General features: G+C 59.1%; 22 protein-coding genes. 14 read left to right on the top strand and 8 right to left on the bottom strand.

The window, feature by feature from the left end; translation table 11 throughout:
• Positions 1–414: 414 nt before the first annotated feature.
• Positions 415–594 (bottom strand): hypothetical protein, encoded by a 180-nt coding sequence (locus PG2093B_RS07045; protein WP_129897890.1) that lies wholly within the window; start codon positions 592–594, stop codon positions 415–417.
• Between the two features lie 65 nt (positions 595–659).
• Entirely contained in the window at positions 660–881 is a 222-nt protein-coding gene (locus tag PG2093B_RS07040) for a hypothetical protein (protein WP_129897889.1), read from the bottom strand.
• Between the two features lie 120 nt (positions 882–1,001).
• Here PG2093B_RS07040 and PG2093B_RS08995 point away from each other — a divergent pair, with 120 nt between their 5' ends.
• On the top strand, positions 1,002–1,154 hold the full coding sequence (locus tag PG2093B_RS08995) for a hypothetical protein (RefSeq protein WP_165369736.1): 153 nt from the start codon (positions 1,002–1,004) through the stop codon (positions 1,152–1,154).
• A 41-nt stretch (positions 1,155–1,195) separates the two neighbouring features.
• Complete coding sequence (locus PG2093B_RS07035; protein ID WP_129897888.1) at positions 1,196–1,510, top strand: hypothetical protein; 315 nt, start codon at positions 1,196–1,198, stop codon at positions 1,508–1,510.
• 109 nt (positions 1,511–1,619) lie between these two features.
• On the opposite strand, the gene PG2093B_RS07030 is transcribed toward PG2093B_RS07035, so the two are convergent.
• From PG2093B_RS07030 to PG2093B_RS07020, 3 genes are all read right to left on the bottom strand, one after another.
• Entirely contained in the window at positions 1,620–1,904 is a 285-nt protein-coding gene (locus PG2093B_RS07030; RefSeq protein ID WP_129897887.1) for a hypothetical protein, read from the bottom strand.
• A gap of 22 nt (positions 1,905–1,926) precedes the next feature.
• Positions 1,927–2,196: a hypothetical protein gene (locus PG2093B_RS07025; protein WP_129897886.1), complete on the bottom strand. Its 270-nt coding sequence runs from the start codon at positions 2,194–2,196 to the stop codon at positions 1,927–1,929.
• Positions 2,197–2,685: 489 nt separating this feature from the next.
• Positions 2,686–2,925 carry a hypothetical protein gene (locus tag PG2093B_RS07020; RefSeq protein WP_129897885.1) on the bottom strand — a complete coding sequence of 80 codons (240 nt, stop codon included), beginning with the start codon at positions 2,923–2,925 and terminating at the stop codon, positions 2,686–2,688.
• 48 nt (positions 2,926–2,973) lie between these two features.
• On the opposite strand from PG2093B_RS07020, the gene PG2093B_RS07015 reads away from it, so the two are divergent.
• On the top strand, positions 2,974–3,261 hold the full coding sequence (locus PG2093B_RS07015; RefSeq protein ID WP_129897884.1) for a hypothetical protein: 288 nt from the start codon (positions 2,974–2,976) through the stop codon (positions 3,259–3,261).
• Between the two features lie 447 nt (positions 3,262–3,708).
• On the opposite strand, the gene PG2093B_RS07010 is transcribed toward PG2093B_RS07015, so the two are convergent.
• Positions 3,709–3,942: a hypothetical protein gene (locus tag PG2093B_RS07010; RefSeq protein ID WP_129897883.1), complete on the bottom strand. Its 234-nt coding sequence runs from the start codon at positions 3,940–3,942 to the stop codon at positions 3,709–3,711.
• Between the two features lie 100 nt (positions 3,943–4,042).
• On the opposite strand from PG2093B_RS07010, the gene PG2093B_RS07005 reads away from it, so the two are divergent.
• Positions 4,043–4,306, top strand: coding sequence for a hypothetical protein (locus PG2093B_RS07005; RefSeq protein ID WP_129897882.1), 264 nt, complete (start codon positions 4,043–4,045; stop codon positions 4,304–4,306).
• 561 nt (positions 4,307–4,867) lie between these two features.
• Here the strand turns inward: PG2093B_RS07005 and PG2093B_RS07000 are convergent.
• A complete protein-coding gene (locus PG2093B_RS07000) occupies positions 4,868–5,458 on the bottom strand; it encodes a hypothetical protein (protein ID WP_129897881.1) in 591 nt (196 codons plus the stop codon).
• Between the two features lie 36 nt (positions 5,459–5,494).
• Positions 5,495–5,938 (bottom strand): very short patch repair endonuclease, encoded by a 444-nt coding sequence (locus tag PG2093B_RS06995; protein ID WP_277985346.1) that lies wholly within the window; start codon positions 5,936–5,938, stop codon positions 5,495–5,497.
• Positions 5,939–6,135: 197 nt separating this feature from the next.
• Here PG2093B_RS06995 and PG2093B_RS06990 point away from each other — a divergent pair, with 197 nt between their 5' ends.
• From PG2093B_RS06990 to PG2093B_RS06940, 10 genes are all read left to right on the top strand, one after another.
• Positions 6,136–6,702 carry an NADPH-dependent FMN reductase gene (locus tag PG2093B_RS06990; RefSeq protein ID WP_101398916.1) on the top strand — a complete coding sequence of 189 codons (567 nt, stop codon included), beginning with the start codon at positions 6,136–6,138 and terminating at the stop codon, positions 6,700–6,702.
• A 258-nt stretch (positions 6,703–6,960) separates the two neighbouring features.
• Positions 6,961–7,488, top strand: coding sequence for a MarR family winged helix-turn-helix transcriptional regulator (locus PG2093B_RS06985; protein ID WP_129897880.1), 528 nt, complete (start codon positions 6,961–6,963; stop codon positions 7,486–7,488).
• Positions 7,489–7,508: 20 nt separating this feature from the next.
• Positions 7,509–9,482 carry an ABC transporter ATP-binding protein gene (locus PG2093B_RS06980; protein WP_101398920.1) on the top strand — a complete coding sequence of 658 codons (1,974 nt, stop codon included), beginning with the start codon at positions 7,509–7,511 and terminating at the stop codon, positions 9,480–9,482.
• 68 nt (positions 9,483–9,550) lie between these two features.
• Positions 9,551–11,557 (top strand): ABC transporter ATP-binding protein, encoded by a 2,007-nt coding sequence (locus PG2093B_RS06975; protein WP_207215006.1) that lies wholly within the window; start codon positions 9,551–9,553, stop codon positions 11,555–11,557.
• Between the two features lie 158 nt (positions 11,558–11,715).
• Positions 11,716–11,928, top strand: a complete 213-nt coding sequence (locus tag PG2093B_RS06970; RefSeq protein WP_004218199.1) for a hypothetical protein — start codon at positions 11,716–11,718, stop codon at positions 11,926–11,928.
• A 239-nt stretch (positions 11,929–12,167) separates the two neighbouring features.
• A complete protein-coding gene (locus PG2093B_RS06965; RefSeq protein WP_004218197.1) occupies positions 12,168–12,458 on the top strand; it encodes a hypothetical protein in 291 nt (96 codons plus the stop codon).
• Between the two features lie 27 nt (positions 12,459–12,485).
• Positions 12,486–13,256, top strand: a complete 771-nt coding sequence (locus tag PG2093B_RS06960; RefSeq protein ID WP_004218195.1) for a tyrosine-protein phosphatase — start codon at positions 12,486–12,488, stop codon at positions 13,254–13,256.
• A gap of 122 nt (positions 13,257–13,378) precedes the next feature.
• The gene (locus PG2093B_RS06955; protein WP_101398926.1) at positions 13,379–13,621 is read left to right on the top strand and encodes a hypothetical protein; all 243 of its coding nucleotides are present in this window, start codon (positions 13,379–13,381) and stop codon (positions 13,619–13,621) included.
• A gap of 445 nt (positions 13,622–14,066) precedes the next feature.
• Positions 14,067–17,387 (top strand): mupirocin-resistant isoleucine--tRNA ligase, encoded by a 3,321-nt coding sequence (gene ileS, locus PG2093B_RS06945; protein ID WP_277985347.1) that lies wholly within the window; start codon positions 14,067–14,069, stop codon positions 17,385–17,387.
• A gap of 430 nt (positions 17,388–17,817) precedes the next feature.
• A complete protein-coding gene (locus tag PG2093B_RS06940; protein ID WP_165369735.1) occupies positions 17,818–19,668 on the top strand; it encodes a SpaA isopeptide-forming pilin-related protein in 1,851 nt (616 codons plus the stop codon).
• Positions 19,669–19,761: the final 93 nt, after the last annotated feature.

Below are 19,761 nucleotides of genomic sequence, written 5' to 3'. Positions count from 1 at the left end.
CAAGGATTCCAGACACACATTCCGGCCGGGCGCGAAAGTCATGTCACCGACTTTCGAACCCATGAAACGCCATACTCCGCAAGGCCTAAGACGCGATTCCAGACACACTTTTTGGCCTATAACCCGAATCTTTGGCTTCTTCGTAGCAGGGAGATTAGTGTCTCGCCAACTCGGCGGACAGCCAATCATCATCGAGATGCACATCCTTGCCGTTGAACACCACCCTGCAATCCGCAACCGGGCTCGGCCAGTTTGCCCCGCATGCGCGGGAATGATCCGCAGGCGGTTGTGTGCGCTGGTGTGTTGCCATGGTGCGCGTTGGTGATGGTCGCATAGTCCGTCGTGTGTGTGGCTTTGCGGGTGCAGTCTGTGTGGCTGCATCGTGGGCGTGGCCGTTGTAGCATGGGGTTCCCCTTAGATGATGGTGATGCCGAGTGTTTCGAGCGCGCGCAGATATTCGTCCTCGTATATGCGCATGCCCCATGCGTCGAGTGGGTGTTCGCGGGTTATTTCGAGTGGTGCTGTTCCGTTGAGTATGTCGGTGATTTGTTCGAGGCTGTGGGCGATGCGGTCGAGGGCCTGTTCACTGGTCATGGTCGGCTGGCTTCTCGTTGGGGTTGAATCCGGATGGTTCGGGCTCGTTGAAGATGGCGTCAAGGTCAGGGTCGGTGTATTCGGGATCCGTCGTCTGTTGGGTCGTAGTCGGGGCTGTCTTTGACGTGCATGGAGTCGAAACTGTCGCAGTCGGGGAATGTGACTGTTTCTCTGTTGTTACGTCTGATGGGTTCGCCGGTGGTTTTGTCGACGAGCAGGAAGTATCCGTCGCGTGTGGCGAGCACGCTGTTGGTGGGGTCGTAGGCGTATGGGTCTGTGTGCTTCATGTCTGGCTCCTCTTGGGATCCATTCTAGTGTTGCGCAGTGCGGTGGCGCATGTACCGCTCGGGGTGGTTGATGGCGTTGTGTATGGCGCGGCTGAGTGGTTGTGCGTTATGCCCGTTGGCATGGACGTCGACAAGCGCTTCGGCAACCGCTTCACCGGGGTTTTTGGCGGCGTATCTGCTGATGCGGCGGATCATGTCGCCCTTGCGTTGTCGGCTATAGCCGTCGGCGTGTATGAGTTTCATGGCGCGTTTGCCCCGCATGCGCGGGGATGATTCGAAGCTTTCCAAAGGAACACTATGGGGGGAAGTGCGAAATGAGCAGTGAATATGAACGTCTTCATCAGCTTGCCGTCCAGTGCATGAATATCGTGTCCGGCAGATCGGATCTGGACGACGATGATATGAGAACATGCTTGGATGTAGGGGAACCTGACCTGGTGATTGCAACAGCGCTCGACGTGGCTGGTAGAAAAGAAAACAGGGAGTTACTTCCGCAATTCCCCGAGCAAGTGAAGGAACTGGCAAACAATCCCCGATACCCGGAAATAGGCGTCTACGCAGACCTGTTTAATAATCTCAGCACCAACAATCTCTTCGACTTCGCGTGCTCTCCGCAAGTGTGCGGATGACCAATATGTTTGAAAAGGATTCGTACGCCGGTGATATTTGCCGAGAGTTCTTGAGGAGGGGCGGATCCTCCGTTACGCCGTGACATGGGTCTGATTCAGCATATCCTCGTCATGGATTGGGATAGGCGGCCGCATCAAGCATGTGACATGCGATTACATCGGCGTCACTGCCTTCCTCACACCACGGGGATGCAAGGGTGGCGCGCAATACCTGCCGGTCCGGTTTCAAACCTTGGTCTTCACAGGCTGCCAGAGCAATGATTGGTCCGGCTGTGTATTCCCCGGCGTCGCATGCATCACGCAGTTCGTCCGACCACTTGCCCCCGCCCTCCACGGTGAGGAGTCTGAGATAGTATTCCAGCAAATTGTCAATGGTGATGTTCTGGATATTCATCGCTCTTTCTTTACTTATATATTTAGTCGAAAACAACTTTCTTCAGTGTATCTCGGAAGCGATGGAATTCTGGCCATTCTGGATCATTGGCCAGGTCAAGTACCTGCGGTGGGAAATGTGACAGACGTGTCATGTCGTTGCCTACGATATCCAATGCATCAATAATAGCCAAATCTGGTTCTCCGCAATCAATCGCATCCTGCATGATATCAATACGAACTTCCTCGACGAAACCAGACGCAGCCATACACGATTCAGCTATAGAGAACAAATCCTCATATTCCACATTCATAACATCCGCCTTTATTATGTTTTGTTTTATCGCTCTTCACTCTAAATGCTTGTTTCAGCAGGTCTATGTGAGTATATGTGAGTAATGATCGTGCTCTTTTGTTTGTCTTGGCTCTCTTGATTGAGGTAAAGGTGTGTTGAGCGGTGTTTGTTTCCTCACTACGGGTAGTGTTCTTTTCGTTACGGGTAGTGCTTTTCTGGTGCACTTGTCACTATGATCCGCCATTTTCCAATGATTGTATACGGAAATTGCCTAGGGAATCACTACCCGTAGCGGGAGAAGCACTACCCGTAACAAAGAAGGGGTTGCCTGTAGCGGCGACAATGCCATGGTCAACACGAATTCGCTGTTTATGTCGGGAGTGCGATTGCTCGAAGTCACCATCAGAGGAAGCGCCTAACTCCGTCCCCTGTCCCGTCACGGCAGCTCCATCATGGTGTTAAATGTTTCGTATCTCATGATGCCTTCCATCTGCTTCCCGTATGTATCTCAGATCTTGCCTTGGGCTTTGAGTCGTTGGTATTCGTCGCTCAGTTTGAATGTGGACAGTTCGGGATCTGTGCCGAATCGCAGTCTCCACTGCTCGGCGATCCATGCCTGCTCATCGGCGGGCAGCGAGTACACACCGGTCTTCTCATGGATACGCTTGAGTTCTTCTGGGTCTGTGACCGGTGTGAGCTGGCCGGGCTCAAATGTGTATCGGCTTGATCGTTCCTCGCTGATCGACATAAGGTCATCCTACCAATCTGGATCAATCAGCCGCCGTACAATCGAGTAATGAGCAGGCAACCAAATTCGACTGATCTGCTTCTGCAGGATCTCATCCAGGTCCTCTTGGATGGGAAGGCCCATGCAGATGCGGATATGCTGCAAAGCGATGCACATGCCGGTGAATACTCGGCCGGCTTGGATTATGCGATGCTGGCATTCAAGAATCTCGGGCTGATTCCAGACGCAAGGTTGATTCGCGCGGTGCTGGATTCGCCGTGGTGCGAGGAAGACTCCTATGCCGGTGTGATCGGTCATGAACTACTCGCAAAGGCGGAGACGTTCGTTGCATCGTGATGCGTCCAGCTGGCAACCCCAGGAATCCGGCATATGGGTCAAAATGTGTTGATTATGTTGCGTGTTTGGTGTTGCGCCAGTAAGTGTGTCGGGGGTGTTATTTAGATTCCCAGTCCATAGCCGCGTTTCGCGCTGCTGCATGACGAATCCCTGAGCGCTCCTGACGAAAGTCATGTCCGGAGCCGCGGAGCATGACAATTGTCTGTAATTGTCCGAAATAATGTAGCGATAGTGATATTTGAGACAGATATGACTGGTAACTGTCCGAAATAACGTGGTGGCATCGATATTTGCGACATTTAGGCATCGTAACTGTCCGAAATCCCTTGTGAAAGCTACCTGCGCACTTACTATCCACGCAGCACCTGCTAGCCTAAATCAGCGCAAAACGATCAATAGACCAGACCTATATGCCGGCTTTTCAGAGCGCAGTACGAGTATCGATGCTCAGACTTTCCGCTGTGCCTTGCGCCTGTGGTATTCGGCTCTCAATTCGTCGGTCGACACAAAGTCACCGTCGGCCCATCGACGGCATCCCTCCTCGCTGATCCAAGCCTGTTCTTGGGCTGGCAATGGATATACTCCGGTCTTTTTGTATATCAAATCGAGTTCGTTTGAATCCATAATTGGCTGCCCCTCTCCAAGCATGAACGTGAATCGATCCTCGCGCATTGTGTCCATGTGCTTATTCTACTTTTAGTAAGACCACGCATGACTGATTGTTGGACTATCATAGATTTCCGCGACATATTTCTGAATGCGTATCTAGTGAGGAGGCGGGATGACAAACAATTATAATGATTCCACCTCATCTTTAGCGGAGCTTGTGAGGGAATATGTGCGTCTGATAGACCGCATCAATCATGAACATGCGGCTGATGTGTTGCGGGACCTGGATTCAGGCGAGCTGATGATTGCGCTAGGTACCGGCATCTTTTACGCGAGGGAAGTGGCATTGATGTGCCGTCCGATATGCTCGCTCAGACCGGTAGAGAACTTGATCCAGAAGACGGCTATGCGCTTGAGGCATACCGCGATCTCATGAAGAAAAGAACGCCCCATGTCACAGGATTGACTGATTCGAGGAGCGCAGCGCATTCTCCCATACCGATCGAGAGTCATCAATGCAGAAGATATCGACGTGTATCACCGTAGTTGCTTCCCAATGCTTCACGAATATTCTTGGCGGCGACGGTGATGTAGATGGAGTCAAATGGCGTCTGGAACTCTTACCGTCTGTTACCGCCTTCTGGAATGGCAGCGGTGTCTGCTTTCTCGCTACGGGTAGTGCTCTCTCTGCTACGGGTAGTGCTTTTCTGGTGTACTCATCGCTATGATCCGCCATATTTCAACGATTGTAGGTGGGGGGTACGCGAAGAACCACTACCCGTAGCGGGAGGAGCACTACCCGTAGCGAAGAAGGCGCTACCCGTAGCGGCGGCAATGCCGTAGCCATGTCGAATTCGCCGTTTATGTCACCTGCATGGCTGTTGGTGTCGATGGTCAGACATCAGCAGCCATATGGGACGCGATTATTGGACTCCCGTGACTGACCTCAGCCACCAACTACCATCTCGGGCGACTCTACGGTATTCCATGGCTAGGCTCAGCCACGCACTACCGTCTCAGACGGTTCGTGACCTGCGTTAGTGGTTTTCCTTTTATCAAGCATGTCATTGGCGATTTCGTAGGCATACGACCCTATTTCGCAATACGGGGAGTCCAACGTGGCATGAAGTAGCTGAGTAGGAAGGGTGATATCGAGATCTTGGCAAGCGAGCATCGCAAAGTTGAGACCTATGGCAAACTCACTGATAATGGCGATGTTGTCGAGTATGTCGGCGTCTTGGTATGCCTTGGCTTCTTCAAGAATCTGCGCAAAATCGGCCAACAGAAGGTCGCCGGGGTCGTCAAGGTCCTCAGGGTCATCTGTGCTGGCCGCAGTCTCCCTGTTCGCGAGTGGATACTCGTCTTTTGACCGCCCGTAGAAGATGCACCAGCTGACCCATCGGTACAGCTCTTCGTCGGAGACGTTGATAGAGGTGTCCTCTATGTTGAAAAATGGTCCGTGGAACATGCCGCAATAGGTGACCAACGCGTCATCTGTGTCTTGTTTCAGTGTCGCCGCATCGTGGTCCTCGGCAAGAAACTGCTCGAAATTGCCGTCGTAGAAGACATCCAACCCTTGCGTTTTCATAACGACCCCTCCTCACCTGCGCGCAGCCCCACAAATCTACACCCCTTCCGCAATCTCCCGCGCAAGCCGCTCGAGTCGCGGTTCGCGTGCGGCGCCGCGCAGCTCGCATTCCCATACGTCGATCACGCGCCACCCCATCTGCCGCAGCTGTTCGTACTGCCGGCGGTCGCGGTTTCGGTTGCGCGTGAGCTTCGCCGTCCAGAACTCCACATTCGACTTCGGCATGTGGAACGATTCGCACCCCTCGTGCATGTGCCAGAAACAGCCGTTCACAAACACGATCGTGTGGTACTTGGGCAGTACAATGTCGGGGTGCCCAGGGTACCGCTTGTCGTTTTTGCGGAATCTGAACCCGCGCGCGAACAGATAGGAGCGCACCGTCTTCTCGATCGACGTGTCTTTGCCGCGGATGCGCGACATGGTGTAGCTACGCGTGCCGCGCGCGTACGGGGACTCTGGGTGTGAGGGGGATTGTGCCACGCCCACCAGTATCGTCCGGGCAGTGGATCGCCCGCGCACACCCCGCGCATACCATTGCGCGCCCTTCCGTGCTTTGTTCACTTGTGGCTATTTCCGGGTGCGCCGCGCGCGCGGACACACCATGATGGATAGCAGTTCACAGCTCCGCGGGCCGTGCATGACCACCATGCCACAGGCCGGGGGCGCAAGGAGGAAACATGGCAGACAAGCCGACTATTGCATTTGTTGAGACTTCGCTCACCGACGGTTCGTTCGAAGCGGACCTCGCGAAGGAGATCATGAACATTGTCGGTGACCGTGCTGAAGCGATCACCATTGACTACGAGGACCTGCCGCTCGCCGGCGAAGACCCGGAGTATCCGCTTCCGGAAGCCGCGCTTGCTGTGCGCGACAAGCTGGGCAATGCGGACGCCGTATGGGTCGTCGTCTCCGAATACAAGAAGACGATCCCGGATTCGCTGCGCAACCTGTTCGACTGGCTGTCGCTGCCGTCGACGAAGGACGAGGAGGGCAAGAATGTCCTCGACCAGAAGCCGGTCGCGATTTCCGGTGTCGGTGGTTTCGAAGAGCTGCATCCGCGCATCATGGTCGGCGATCTGCTGGAGGACGCCGGCATGCGCCTCTTCCCGGTCGAGGTCGGCCTGTCCGTGCCGGACGAGGCTGTCCAGACCGGCGACTGGGCGATGACCGGTGCCGATCAAGAGGCGCTGCGCACGCAGGCCGATGACTTCCTGACCTTCGTTTCCGAAAACGAAGTCAAGTGAATCCACTGATGTGACGGGTCGGCGGTAGCCACTGGCCCATCATGTGCGCGATCCGCGACCTGCGTGCTGCAGGGCGCGGATCGCTTGCATATGTGGAGGCGGTGACGCGCGATGGTTGCACGCGGTTCACTGTCGGCATAGTCTAGTTGTATCTGCAACTGTTGTATACAGAACAATCTATAGTGTTCTGTTGCAGTAGCGACGTTGTGGCATCGCAATATGCCCGCGTCGAAATATCACGGCAAGAGGAGAGCGCGCATGGACAGGGTGCAAGGTGTGGATTCGTCAGGTATGCTGCGCCCGAGCCTCGAAATCAAGGCGCTCCACAATCTCATCGGCCGGTATTGGAACGGCATTGTGCCCCCGGATTCCATGATGTCGGGCGCCAACATGCCCATCGTGCAGTATCTGCACGAACACCGCGATTCGGATGTGTTCCAATACGACATCGAACGGGCGTTCTCCATCACTCGCTCCACCGCGTCGCGCGTGCTCGGACTCATGGAAAAGAAGGGTCTGATCACGCGTTCCGCCGTCGATTGGGATGCGCGCGTGCGCAAGATCGAGCTCACGCCCACCGCGTCCGACCTTGTTGTGGAGATCATGCGCGCCGCGCACCAGTTGGAGACGACGCTGTTCACTGGATTCCCCCCGGACGAGCAGGAACGGTTCATGGACGACCTTGCCCGCATGCGTGCCAATTTGGTGGAGACCGGGCTTGTCGGCTCCGAGCGCACGGCGGATGAGCCAGCCACACGTACCAGGCAAGACACCACACACCAGTAGCAGAAAGGAGATGAGGCAGCATGAGCACTACCACGGCAACCGACACCACGCCCTCCAAGGCGCATGTCATCAGGACATTGGCGAAGTCCCTTCGGGAATACCGCACGGCGAGCCTGCTTTCGCCGCTATTCGTTATTGTTGAGGCGGTCATAGAGATCGCCATCCCCACCGTCATCGCGATTCTTATCGATAAGGGCATCAGCGGCAAATCCATGCCGGACATCTGGAAGTACGGCGGCATCCTGATCGCCTGCGCGGTCGTGTCGTTGTGCGCGGGCTTCCTGTCCGGTCGGTTCGCGGCCATCGGTTCCTCCGGTTTTGCCAAGAACCTGCGCCATGACGAGTTCGAGAAGGTGCAGCAGTTCAGCTTCGCGAACATCGACCGTTTTTCGACGGGCTCGATCATCACCAGGCTCACGACCGACGTGACGAACGTGCAGAACGCGTACCAGATGCTCATCCGCGTCGGCATGCGCGCGCCGATCATGCTCATCGTCGCATGGATCTTCGCGTTCCGCATCAGCCCGCAGATCTCGATGGTGTTCCTCGCCTGCATCCCGGTGCTCGCGGTCGGCCTGTTCGGCCTGATCATCGTGGTCCATCCGATCTTCGAACGCGTCTTCCACACGTATGATGAGCTCAACAACGTCGTCGACGAGAACCTGCAGGGCATCCGCGTGGTCAAATCCTTCAACCGTGAGGATTTCGAAGACAAGAAGTTCGGGCGCATCTCGCTCAAGATCTACGAGCAGTTCTGCAAGGCGGAGAAGCTGTTGTCGATCAACTCGCCGCTGTTCAACCTGTGCATGTACGCGTCGCTCATCACGATCGCATGGGTCGGCGCGCGCCAGATCGTCGCGTCCGGCAACAACGCCGCGCTCGGCTTGACGACGGGCGACCTGACCGCGCTCGTGACGTACGCGATGCAGATCATGATGGCGATGATGATGCTCTCGATGATTTTCGTCATGGTCATCATCTCGCGCGCATCCGCGGAACGCATCTGCGGCGTGCTCACCGAGGAGAGCACGATCCGTGAGGCGGACGAGCCCATCACGGCCGTGGCCGACGGCTCGATCGACTTCGACCATGTGTCGTTCCGCTATTCCGAACACTCTGAACGCCCGGTGCTCGATGACATCGACCTGCACATCCGTTCGGGGCAGACAATCGGCATCGTCGGCGGCACCGGTTCCGCGAAGACGTCGCTCGTGCAGCTCATCCCGCGCCTGTACGATGTCTCCTCCGGCGCACTCAAAGTGGGCGGCGTCGACGTGCGCGACTACGAACTCGAAGCGTTGCGCGACGAGGTCGCGATGGTGTTGCAGAAGAACGTGCTGTTCGCGGGCACGATCGCGGAAAATCTGCGCTGGGGCAATCCGTACGCGACCGACGAGGAGATTCGCCATGCATGCGAACTCGCGCAGGCCGACGGATTCATCCAGGAATTCCCCGACAAGTACAACACCTACATCGAGCAGGGCGGCACGAATGTCTCCGGCGGCCAGCGGCAGCGCCTGTGCATCGCGCGCGCACTGCTCAAGAAGCCGAAGATCCTGATCCTCGACGATTCGACGTCGGCGGTGGACACCAAGACGGACAAGCTCATCCGCGAAGCGTTCCACCACGAGATCCCGAACACCACGAAGATCATCATCGCGCAGCGCGTCGCGTCCGTCGAGGAATCCGACAAGATCGTCGTCATGCACGAAGGCCGCATCCTCGACCAGGGCACGAACGCGGAATTGCTCGAGCGTTGCGAGGAATACCGCAGCATCTACGAATCGCAGACGCAGCAGCACAGCCAGCAGGACCTCGACAAGGAATCGCAGGACCTGCACGAGGAAGAGGCCGAGGCGAGCGGTTTCGCGACCGACTACAACGAAGACATGCGCACAAGCGACGTCATTGCGCGGCAGAAGGAGCGCGAACGCGAGCAGCAAGCGCATATGGCGCAAGACATCGAAGCAATCAAGGGAGGTGAACAACGATGAGCGCAGCGGCGGCAACGGTGGCACAGACTTCTGCCACCGACAAAGAGACCCTCAATGACGACGCGCGCATGCCCGAGGCGAACGGCGCGCAAGGCATGCCGCGTGACAAGGCGAAGAAGGGCACCCTCAAGCGACTGCTCAAATACGTGTTCGCATACAAGGTGCGCATGGTGGTCATCATCATCGCGATCATCGTGTCCGCAGTCGCGCAGGCGGGGTCGGCATTGTTCCTGCAGGCGTTGATCGACCGGTATATCATGCCGCTTGTAGGGGAGAGCGTCCCGGACTGGGCGCCGCTCATCCAAGCGCTCATCTTCATGGGCATCCTCTACGCGCTCGGCACATTCAGCGCGTGGCTGTACTCGTATCTGCTCGTCGGCGTCGAACAGGGCGTCATGAAGGAGATTCGAGACGAGATGTTCGAACACATGCAGACATTGCCGATCTCGTACTTCGACACACATGAGCATGGCGACGTGATGAGCCGGTACACGAACGACACCGACACGCTGCGCCAGGCGATCAGCCAGTCGCTACCGCAGATGTTCGCATCCGGTGTGTCCGCGCTGGCGGCGCTCATCGCGATGCTCTACCTGTCGATTCCGTACACGGTCTTCGTCCTTGTGTTCACCGGGCTGCTCCTGCTGCTCATCCGCGTGATCGTGAGCCGCTCGGGCCGCTACTTCGTGGTGCAGCAGCAGGAACTCGGCGACGTGAACGCGTTCGTCGAGGAATCGGTCAACGGGCAGAAGGTCATCAAGGTCTTCAACCACGAAGACGCCACGCAGGCGTCGTTCGACGAACGCAACGAGCGCCTGTACCACGCCAGCGCAAGCGCGAACACCTACGGCAACGTGCTGATGCCGGTCGTCGGCAACATGGGCTATCTGCTCTATGTGCTCTCCGCGATCTTCGGCGGCCTCGCCGCGCTTGGCAACTGGGGCAACCTCAGCTTCTCCGGCGCCGCGTTCACCATCGGCACGATCATCTCGCTGCTCACGCTGTCCAGATCCTTCGTCAACCCGATCGGCCAGGTCTCGCAGCAGATGACGATGGTCATGATGGCGCTCGCGGGCGCGTCGCGCATCTTCGCGCTGATGGACGAGCCGTCCGAGAAAGACAATGGCACGGTCACGCTCGTCAACGTCGAGCTCGCTTCGGACGGCCGCACGATGACGGAGACGCCGAAGAAGACCGGTCACTGGGCGTGGAAGCGCGAGGCGAGCGACGACGGCACGCGTTCGCGCGAAGCCGCGAAGAGGCTCAGCAAGCGCGCGGCCGAAGTGGCCGAGGAGGCGCATGAAGAGGCGGTCACGTCGGCCGACGGCAGGCTTACGCTGCTGCGCGGCGACGTGCGCTTCACCGACGTGACCTTCGGATACAACCCGGACAAGCCAGTGTTGCATGACATCACGTGGTTCGCGAAGCCTGGGCAGAAGATCGCGCTTGTGGGCGCGACCGGCGCCGGCAAGACGACAATCACGAACCTCATCAACCGCTTCTACGACATCCAGGAAGGCATGATCCTCTACGACGGCATCAACGTCAAGGGCATCAGAAAGCCGGACCTGAGGCGTTCGCTCGGCATCGTGCTGCAGGACGTCAACCTGTTCACCGGCACGGTGATGGACAACATCCGCTATGGCAAGCTCGGCGCGACCGATGACGAATGCATCGCCGCGGCGAAGCTCGTCAACGCGGACTCGTTCATCCGCATGCTGCCCGACGGCTACCAGACGGTGCTCTCCGGCGATGGCTCCGGCCTGTCGCAAGGCCAGCGCCAGCTCATCTCGATCGCGCGCGCTGCAGTCGCCGATCCGCCGGCGCTCATCCTCGACGAGGCGACGTCGTCGATCGACACGCGCACCGAGGAAGTGGTCCAGGCCGGCATGGACAACCTGATGAGGGGACGCACGGTGTTCGTCATCGCCCACCGCCTGTCCACGGTCAGGAACTCGGATGTCATCATGGTGCTCGACCACGGCCGCATCATCGAACGCGGCTCGCACGACGAGCTCATGGAGGAAAAGGGCGAATACTACCAGCTGTACACTGGCTCACTCGAACTCGAGTAGCGGGCCCCGGTAAAGCGAAAGCGCGGCCGTGTGCAATGCACGGCCGCGCTTTGGTATGTGCGGGACGCCGCGCGCGGCGATTTCCCTATCTGCGCAACCGGCCCCAACGTGCTGTAATGGATAGCAGGCAACCCGTTTACCAGTAAAGGAAGGTCACCATGGTTGATATGAGCGACAAGATGAAGGAAAACTTCGAAGAGATCAAGGCCCGCATCGACGAGCACAAAGACGATTTCGAAGACATCAAGAAGAGCGTCGGTGACCTGACCGACAAGCTCAAGGATGTCAAGGAAGGCTGGGAGACCTCCCGTGCGGAAAAGGGCGACAAGAAGGAAGTCGCCGAGCACGAAGAGACCCACCAGACCCACTGATCCGCCGAACCGCCCGCGCATGCGCCCCAGTGGGGGAGTGCGCGCCGGGCGAATCGATATCGGCGTACGTACGAAGCCCCTTGCCGCACATAGGCAAGGGGCTTCCTTATACGCTGGGCCCGCACGCATGTTCCCCACTGGGCAAAGTCCGCCGGGCGCCCCTTTTGTACGAGGCTATAGTGGGGGGATAGGAAGCGGGTGCGACACGCACCCGCGCCGCTCTCGAGATTGGAGCCATCATGGCAGAGCAACAGAACATTCCAGACACCAACACACACGAAGGCCTTGGCGCGGTGAGCGCCGATCAGGTCAAGCAGATGGAGCAGATTGTCAGCGACACTGACCATCCGTACACCGACCCGATCACCGGCAAGCCGAATGAGGACATTCCGGAAAACGAGGTGGGTGTGAGCGATGCCTCCAAGGAAGCCAAGCAGGATGCGGCGCAACGCGAGGAGCTCGCAATCGACCGCCCCGAGGAGACCGACAACGAAAACCAGTGGGAAGACCCGTATCTCGAAGACAAGTGAGTCGCTGACCCACCTGAGAGGAGCCCTATGCGCGTAGTGTCACGCAAACTGCCGTTGCCCACCGTGGAGAACTGCCGCGATCTGGGCGGCATCCATACGGAGCAAGGGCGCATGGTGCGCCCGGGACTGCTGGTGCGCTCGGCGAACCTGCACGATGCGCGCCATGACGACCTGGAGACGCTGGCGCATAGGGGCATCTCGAACGTCATCGATTTGCGCACCGATCCCGAACGCGACCTGAAGCCAGACCGCCTGCTCGAGGATTGGTCGTTCTACGCACTGCCCACGTTCCGCGAGACGAAGGCGCTGCGTTTGCAGCTGCGCGACATCGTCACCCGCCCGGGCACGTTCATCGAGGACCTCTACCCGCGCCTCGTGCTCGACGACGCCGCGGTCGCGTGCTGGAAGCGGATGTTCCGCCTGCTCATCGACGAGCCGGGTGGCTACCTGTTCCACTGCACACAGGGCAAGGATCGCACCGGCATCGCGGCGGCGCTCATTCTGGCTGCGCTGGAAGTGCCTGAAGACGTGATCCGCGACGATTACCTGCAGACCAACCTCTACATGTCCACGGAAATGCCGGCGTTCGTCGACACCTTCGAAGCACTGCTCGGCCCCAAGGCCCATGCGGACATCGACGAGTTCCTCGTCGCCTCGCCGCTCTATTTCCAGACGTATATCGACGCCACTGCATCGTTCGGCGGCCCTGTCGGCTACCTGCGTACGGCGATTGGGCTCAGTGAGGCCGACCTGCGTGCACTGCGCGATTTCTACCTCACCGATGACGCAAGTAACTGAAGCGCTTATGGCGTTGTGCTGATTGGGAAAAACGTGAGACGCTGCGCGTGTGGCAGTGGAAAAGACGCTATAGTGAGCTTATCGTCATCGACGACGAGAGTCGATTGTTAAGGAGGCGCCCTATGGCAGAAACCGAACCCAAGAAAGCGGAAGGACTCGAGGGGCTCGACGCCGCACAAGTCGAAGAACTTCAAGAGGTAGTCAGCGAAACGGACAAGCCGCAGGCCGATCCGGCAACCGGCGAGCCGGAAGTGGACGCCGAGGGTTGTGCAACCGCCCACAAGCACAAGGTCGCCGAACAGAACGAGAAAGACCTGCTGTTCGAGTCCGCGGACACCTGGCAGCACATGGAAGTCCCCGAGTGATTGATGGCACATAGTGCCACGAACACCTAGACCAACCATCATTCGTGTTCCCCTGAAATGGCCCGCCCATCGAGCCGCCCCATTCCCCAGGACACACCACGCCGCATGCGCGAGGATGTGTGAGTCGAACGGCAGGCGTGCTGGGGCGGGTCATTCATGTTTCAGGGGCGCATTCGTTCCCGCGTTGCTGGTATAGTGGCGCACGAAACCGGGCAGTGATCCGTCATCAGCGGGGAGCCTTCGGAAGAACAGCCGGGCGGCGCGCCGCCCGACCCAGTAGAACCGACGGGGTCGGCCCGTACAGCCGAACACAAGCGGTCACGCGTGCATGCACGCGCGCGTGGCAAGCGAGGTGGTACCGCGGTGGCGCGGGGATTGCCAAGCAATCCGCCCGGAGCCATCGTCCTCGCAGGAAAAGACAGATCCTGCAAGATGAGGAGCAATGGTGAGCGAAACACCACAGCACGTGTATCCCAAGGCATCGGTCGGCGAACAAAGCGCGAACGTCGCGCCGAATCCCGACTTCCCGCAGCTCGAACAAGATGTGCTGCGTTATTGGGACACCAACGGCACCTTCCAGAAATCCATCGACGAAAACCCCAGTGGCGAGCACAGCTCGAATGAGTTCGTGTTCTTCGACGGCCCGCCCTTCGCGAACGGCCTGCCGCACTACGGCCATCTGCTGACCGGCTATGCCAAGGATGTGGTGCCGCGCTACCAGACCATGAAGGGCCGCCGAGTCAACCGAGTGTTCGGCTGGGACACGCACGGCCTGCCCGCCGAACTCGAAGCGCAGAAGGAACTCGGCATCGACTCGGTCGACCAGATCGAGCAGATGGGCATCGACAAATTCAACGACGCCTGCCGTGCTTCCGTGCTCAAATATGTGAACGAATGGCGTGACTACGTGCACCGCCAGGCGCGCTGGGTCGATTTCGAACACGGCTACAAGACACTCGACATCCCGTACATGGAGTCGGTCATGTGGGCGTTCAAGACGCTGTACGAGAAAGGCCTGGCATACAAGGGCTACCGCGTGCTGCCGTACTGCCCGAAGGACCAGACGCCGCTTTCCGCGCACGAGCTGCGCATGGACGCCGACGTGTATCAGGACCGTCAGGACACAACTGTATCGGTCGCGGTGAAGCTGCGCGACGAAGACGACGCCTATGCGGTGTTCTGGACCACCACGCCGTGGACCGTGCCCACGAACTTCGCGATTGTGGTGGGCGCAGACATCGACTATGTGGAGGTGCGCCCCAAGGAAGGCAAGTTCGCCGGTAAGAAGTTCTACTTCGCCAAGGCCCTGCTCGGCTCCTACAACAAGGAGCTCGGCGAGGACTATGAGGTGGTGCGTGAGCTCAAGGGCTCCGACATGGTGGGCTGGCGCTACTACCCGGTCTTCCCGTATTTCGCGGGCGAACAGGCCACGGCCGAAGGCGGCACCCCCGGTCCGAACGCCTACCAGATCCTGACCGCCGATTACGTCGACACCACGGAAGGCACCGGCTTGGTGCACCAGGCGCCGTACGGCGAAGACGATATGAACACGCTCAACGCCCACGGCATCACGAGTGTGGACGTGCTCGACTCCGGCTGCCGATTCACATCACTGTGCCCGGATTACGAAGGCATGTTTGTGTTCGACGCGAACCTGCCGATCTTGCGCAATCTGCGCGCCGGCGACGGCCCGCTCGCGCAGATGCCCGAAGACCAGCGCGCGCTGCTGTTCCAGGAGAAGAGCTACGTGCACTCCTACCCGCACTGCTGGCGCTGCGGCACGCCGCTCATCTACAAGCCGGTCTCCAGCTGGTTCGTTTCGGTGACGAAGATCAAGCCACGCCTGCTCGAACTCAACCAGGAGATCAACTGGATCCCGGACAACGTCAAGGACGGCCAGTTTGGCAAGTGGCTTTCCAACGCCCGTGACTGGTCGATCTCGCGCAACCGTTTCTGGGGCTCGCCGATCCCGGTGTGGGTGAGCGACGACCCGAAGTACCCGCGCGTCGACGTCTATGGTTCGCTTGACGAGCTCAAGGCGGATTTCGGTGATTACCCGCGCGACCACGACGGCAACATCAACATGCACCGCCCGTACATCGATGAGCTGACGCGCCCGAACCCGGACGACCCGACTGGCACATCCACAATGCGCCGCATCTCCGACGTGCTGGACTGCTGGTTCGAGTCCGGCTCGATGCCGTTCGCGCAGTACCATTACCCGTTCGAGAACAAGGAGTACTTCGAACAGCACTTCCCGTCCGACTTCATCGTCGAATACATCGGCCAGACCCGAGGTTGGTTCTACCTGCTGCACGTCATGGCGACTGCGCTGTTCGACAAGCCGGCGTTCAAGAACGTGATCTGCCACGGCATCGTGCTCGGCGACGACGGCCAGAAGATGAGCAAGCACCTGCGCAATTACCCCGATGTCAACGGCGTGTTCGACCAGTACGGCTCCGACGCGATGCGCTGGTTCCTGATGAGCTCGCCGATCCTGCGCGGCGGCAACCTGATCGTCACGTCCGAAGGCATCCGCGACACGGTGCGCCAGATCATGCTGCCGGTGTGGAGCTCGTATTACTTCTTCACGTTGTATGCGAACGCCGCGAACAACGGGCGGGGCTACAACGCGCGCGAACTGACGGCGGACGAAGTGCCGGGCCTGCCGCAGATGGACCGCTATCTGCTCGCCCGCACGCGCAAGCTCATCGCGCAGGTGAGCGCGCATATGGACGAGTTCGAGATCTCCGACGCGTGCGACGAGGTCTCCGACTTTATCGACATGCTCACCAACTGGTATATCCGCAACACGCGCGACCGGTTCTGGAATGAGGACGAGAACGCGTTCAACACGCTGTACACCGTGCTCGAGGCGTTCATGCGCGTGCTCGCCCCGCTCGCCCCGATGGAGGCCGAGACGGTGTGGCGCGGCCTGACCGGCGGCGACTCGGTGCACTTGGGCGACTGGCCGTATCTGACCGACCCCGCGACCGGTGAAGACACCGCGCTGGGCCGTGTGCTTGTGGAGGATGGCGACCTTGTGGCCGCGATGGACAAGGTGCGCGAGGTCGTTTCCGCCACACTGTCACTGCGCAAGGCGAAGAAGATGCGTGTGCGCCAGCCGCTCGCCAAGCTCACCGTGGTGGTGGACGAGCCGTCGCAGGTGGATGGATACGATGCGCTGCTCAAGAGCGAACTCAACATCAAGGATGTGGAATACTCCACGCTCGATGAGGCCGCGGACCACGGGCTCAAGATCATTGACGAGCTCAAGGTCAATGCGCGCGCCGCAGGCCCGCGTCTGGGCAAGCAGGTGCAGTTCGCGATCAAGGCCTCCAAGAGCGGGGACTGGCATACGGACCCGGCCACGGGCGATCCGGTCATCGAGACGCCGAACGGTACAATCACGCTGCAGGGCGACGAATACGACATCACCCGACGCGTGGAAGAGGCGGACGCCGCGGCACGGCGCGATTCCGCATCGTCGATCCTGCCCAGCGGTGGATTCGTGATCCTCGATCTGGAGCTCAACGACGACCTGATCGCCGAAGGCTATGCGCGCGACGTGATCCGCGCGGTGCAGGACGCGCGCAAGGACGCCGGTCTTGAGGTGTCCGACCGCATCGTACTGACGCTCACGGTGCCTGCCGACGACCTGCCGAAAGTGGAGCAGTTCCGCGACCTCATCTGTTCGGAGACGCTGTCCACGGCAGTGGATGTGGAACAGGGCGACGAGCTCACGGTGACTGTGGCCAAGGCCTGACTGCGGGCGCCAGAGGAAGGAGTGGATGTGCTGCGGGCATATCCGCTCCTTCTGTTGGAACAGTCCGCTGGATATTGCCTACGGTTATTCTTGTGGGGAAACTGTCGGATTGTTCGCAATCCGACATGATTCCGATGTAATCGCTTTTTTAAGGAGAGTATCTTGTATTAAAGGAATATAAGAGAAGATAATCTGTATTCAACGTTTTTTCCGGAAGTGCTGTTGCGTGCGAAAGGGTGTGCTGGAGGGGGTGCCACCAGTTCCTTGTCTACGATGGAGCCGGTGCCGGGAACCGGTACCGTACAACGCAACACAATGGAATCAACCGGCGGGCATGCATCGATGGGGCATGTGCAAAGGATATGTGCGAGACCTTTGCGGTGCATCGCCGACCGTTCGATTCCGATACTTTGGGAAGAAGTCGGTAACGATGACAATTCGTTCTATGGCATGTACGATGGCTGCGTCGCTTGCGGCGCTGGCCATGACGGCAGGCGCCGGGGGTCTCATGGTATTCCCCGCCCAGGCCGCGGAAGTCTCCAATGATGGCATCACCATCATTGCGCCCACTGCGAGTGACGACAACAATCTGGTGCCAGCAACGGTCAATGGCCGCACGTTCACCGCATATAAGCTGGCGGATTACCGCGACGTGGTCGTCCACGACGGCAGTGTGACTAGCTACGACCTGACGCCGGCGGACGGCATCACGAACGATGAGCTGGATGCATGGATCAAAGCAGCCGCAGTCAAGGGCGAAACGGTGGACCCCAGCCTGGCCGGCGTATTGAACCCCAATGGCACATTCAAGGACGCCGCCGAGAACATGACGCCGCTGCAGTTCATCGCCAAGTACATGTACGGCACCGGCACGGACCGCTACGGCAACGCGCAGGCGGATAATGCGCTGATGCGCGCGTTCGCGACGGCGGCCAAGGCCGACCTGAAGAACGCCGCCAACGTGAGGACCGTCACGGCCACAGGTGAGAACAACGCGGTGTCGCTCGATACCCAAGAGGCGGGCCCCGGTATGTACCTGATCGTGGAAACGACACAGCAGATGCCGCAGGGCGAGCTCATCTCCCGCGCCATGGTGGTCGGCACCGCCATGGAGTCGGAGCCGGGCGGCAAATACTATGACACGGTGACGGACGGAACCAATACCTTCACGCTCGGCCAGATCCATCTCAAGGCCGAGAAGGTGGAGCCCACCAAGGAAATCAAGGGAGACGACCAACTGGTGCGCATCGGCTCCCAGCGCACGTTCGTGATCACGGCCAACGTCCCCGATTACACGCAATACCCGGATTGGACCGATCAACAGTACGCGATCAGCGATAACCCGACCGACAACATCACCATCAAGGACACTCAGGGCAATATCGATGGCCTGAAGGTCACCGCGTCGGACGACACACCGCTTGCCGCAGGCACGGAACCGCAGAACTACACCGTTGATCTGAAATCCGATACCGCAGATCCCAACGACTTCTCGATCAGCCTCAACGATCCGACGCAGTGGAGCGGCAAGACCATCACCGTCGAATACCGGGGCACGATCCAGAATCTGGACCAGGACCTGACGAACAACACGGCGACCGTCGACTTCTCGAACAATCCCGACGTGAGCACCTCCCATTCCACGATCAGCACGACCAAGAACGTCTACGTGGCCCAGATCCCGCTCGACAAGATCAAGTTCAACGATGCGAGCACCAAGCTGAGCGGCGCCACGTTCTCGGTGAAGCAGGGCGGTAAGCCGGTCACGTTCACGAAGACCACGCCGAACGGCAAGACCCTGTACACGGTGGATCCGCGCGGCAAGGAGCAGTCCATAACCGCCGACTCGGTGGACATCGCCGGTCTGGGCGCCGATTCCTCGCAGCCCACCACCTACACCTTCACCGAAACGAAGGCCCCTACAGGCTACATTCTGGGCGCCAAGCCGGTCAGCTTCACCCTGACGGTCACGCCCACGTTCGACAAGACATCCAACAAGAACCTGACCGCCGTCACATACAAGATCGATTCGCAGGATCATGCGAACTTCATCGACTTGTCTGATGCCTCGGTGCGCGAAGGCACCGCTGTCGATGCGACGAAGCTCGCGAACAACACCACCAAGGTCGTCGGCGGCCAGATCCACGTGGAGAACACCACCTCGGAGAACGACTTCGCCAAGACCGGTGGCGAGATCACGCGCGTGCTCATCGCGGTCGGCGTGCTGGCCGTGCTGGGTGCAGGCTTCATGATCGCCGCGCGACTGCGCCGCAGGAACTGACCCGCACCCATGCGCGTCATCCATCGTGAGTGGCGCGCAACCAACCATCTCATCCGTGGTCCATGGCGGGATCGGAAGTCGATCCCGCCATGG

It is taken from the genome of Bifidobacterium pseudolongum subsp. globosum, assembly GCF_004155535.1.
GTDB classification, from domain to species: Bacteria; Actinomycetota; Actinomycetes; order Actinomycetales; family Bifidobacteriaceae; genus Bifidobacterium; species Bifidobacterium pseudolongum_C.
The sequence above is the reverse complement of the archived record's forward strand: the minus strand, read 5'-3'. Positions and strand labels throughout refer to the sequence as shown.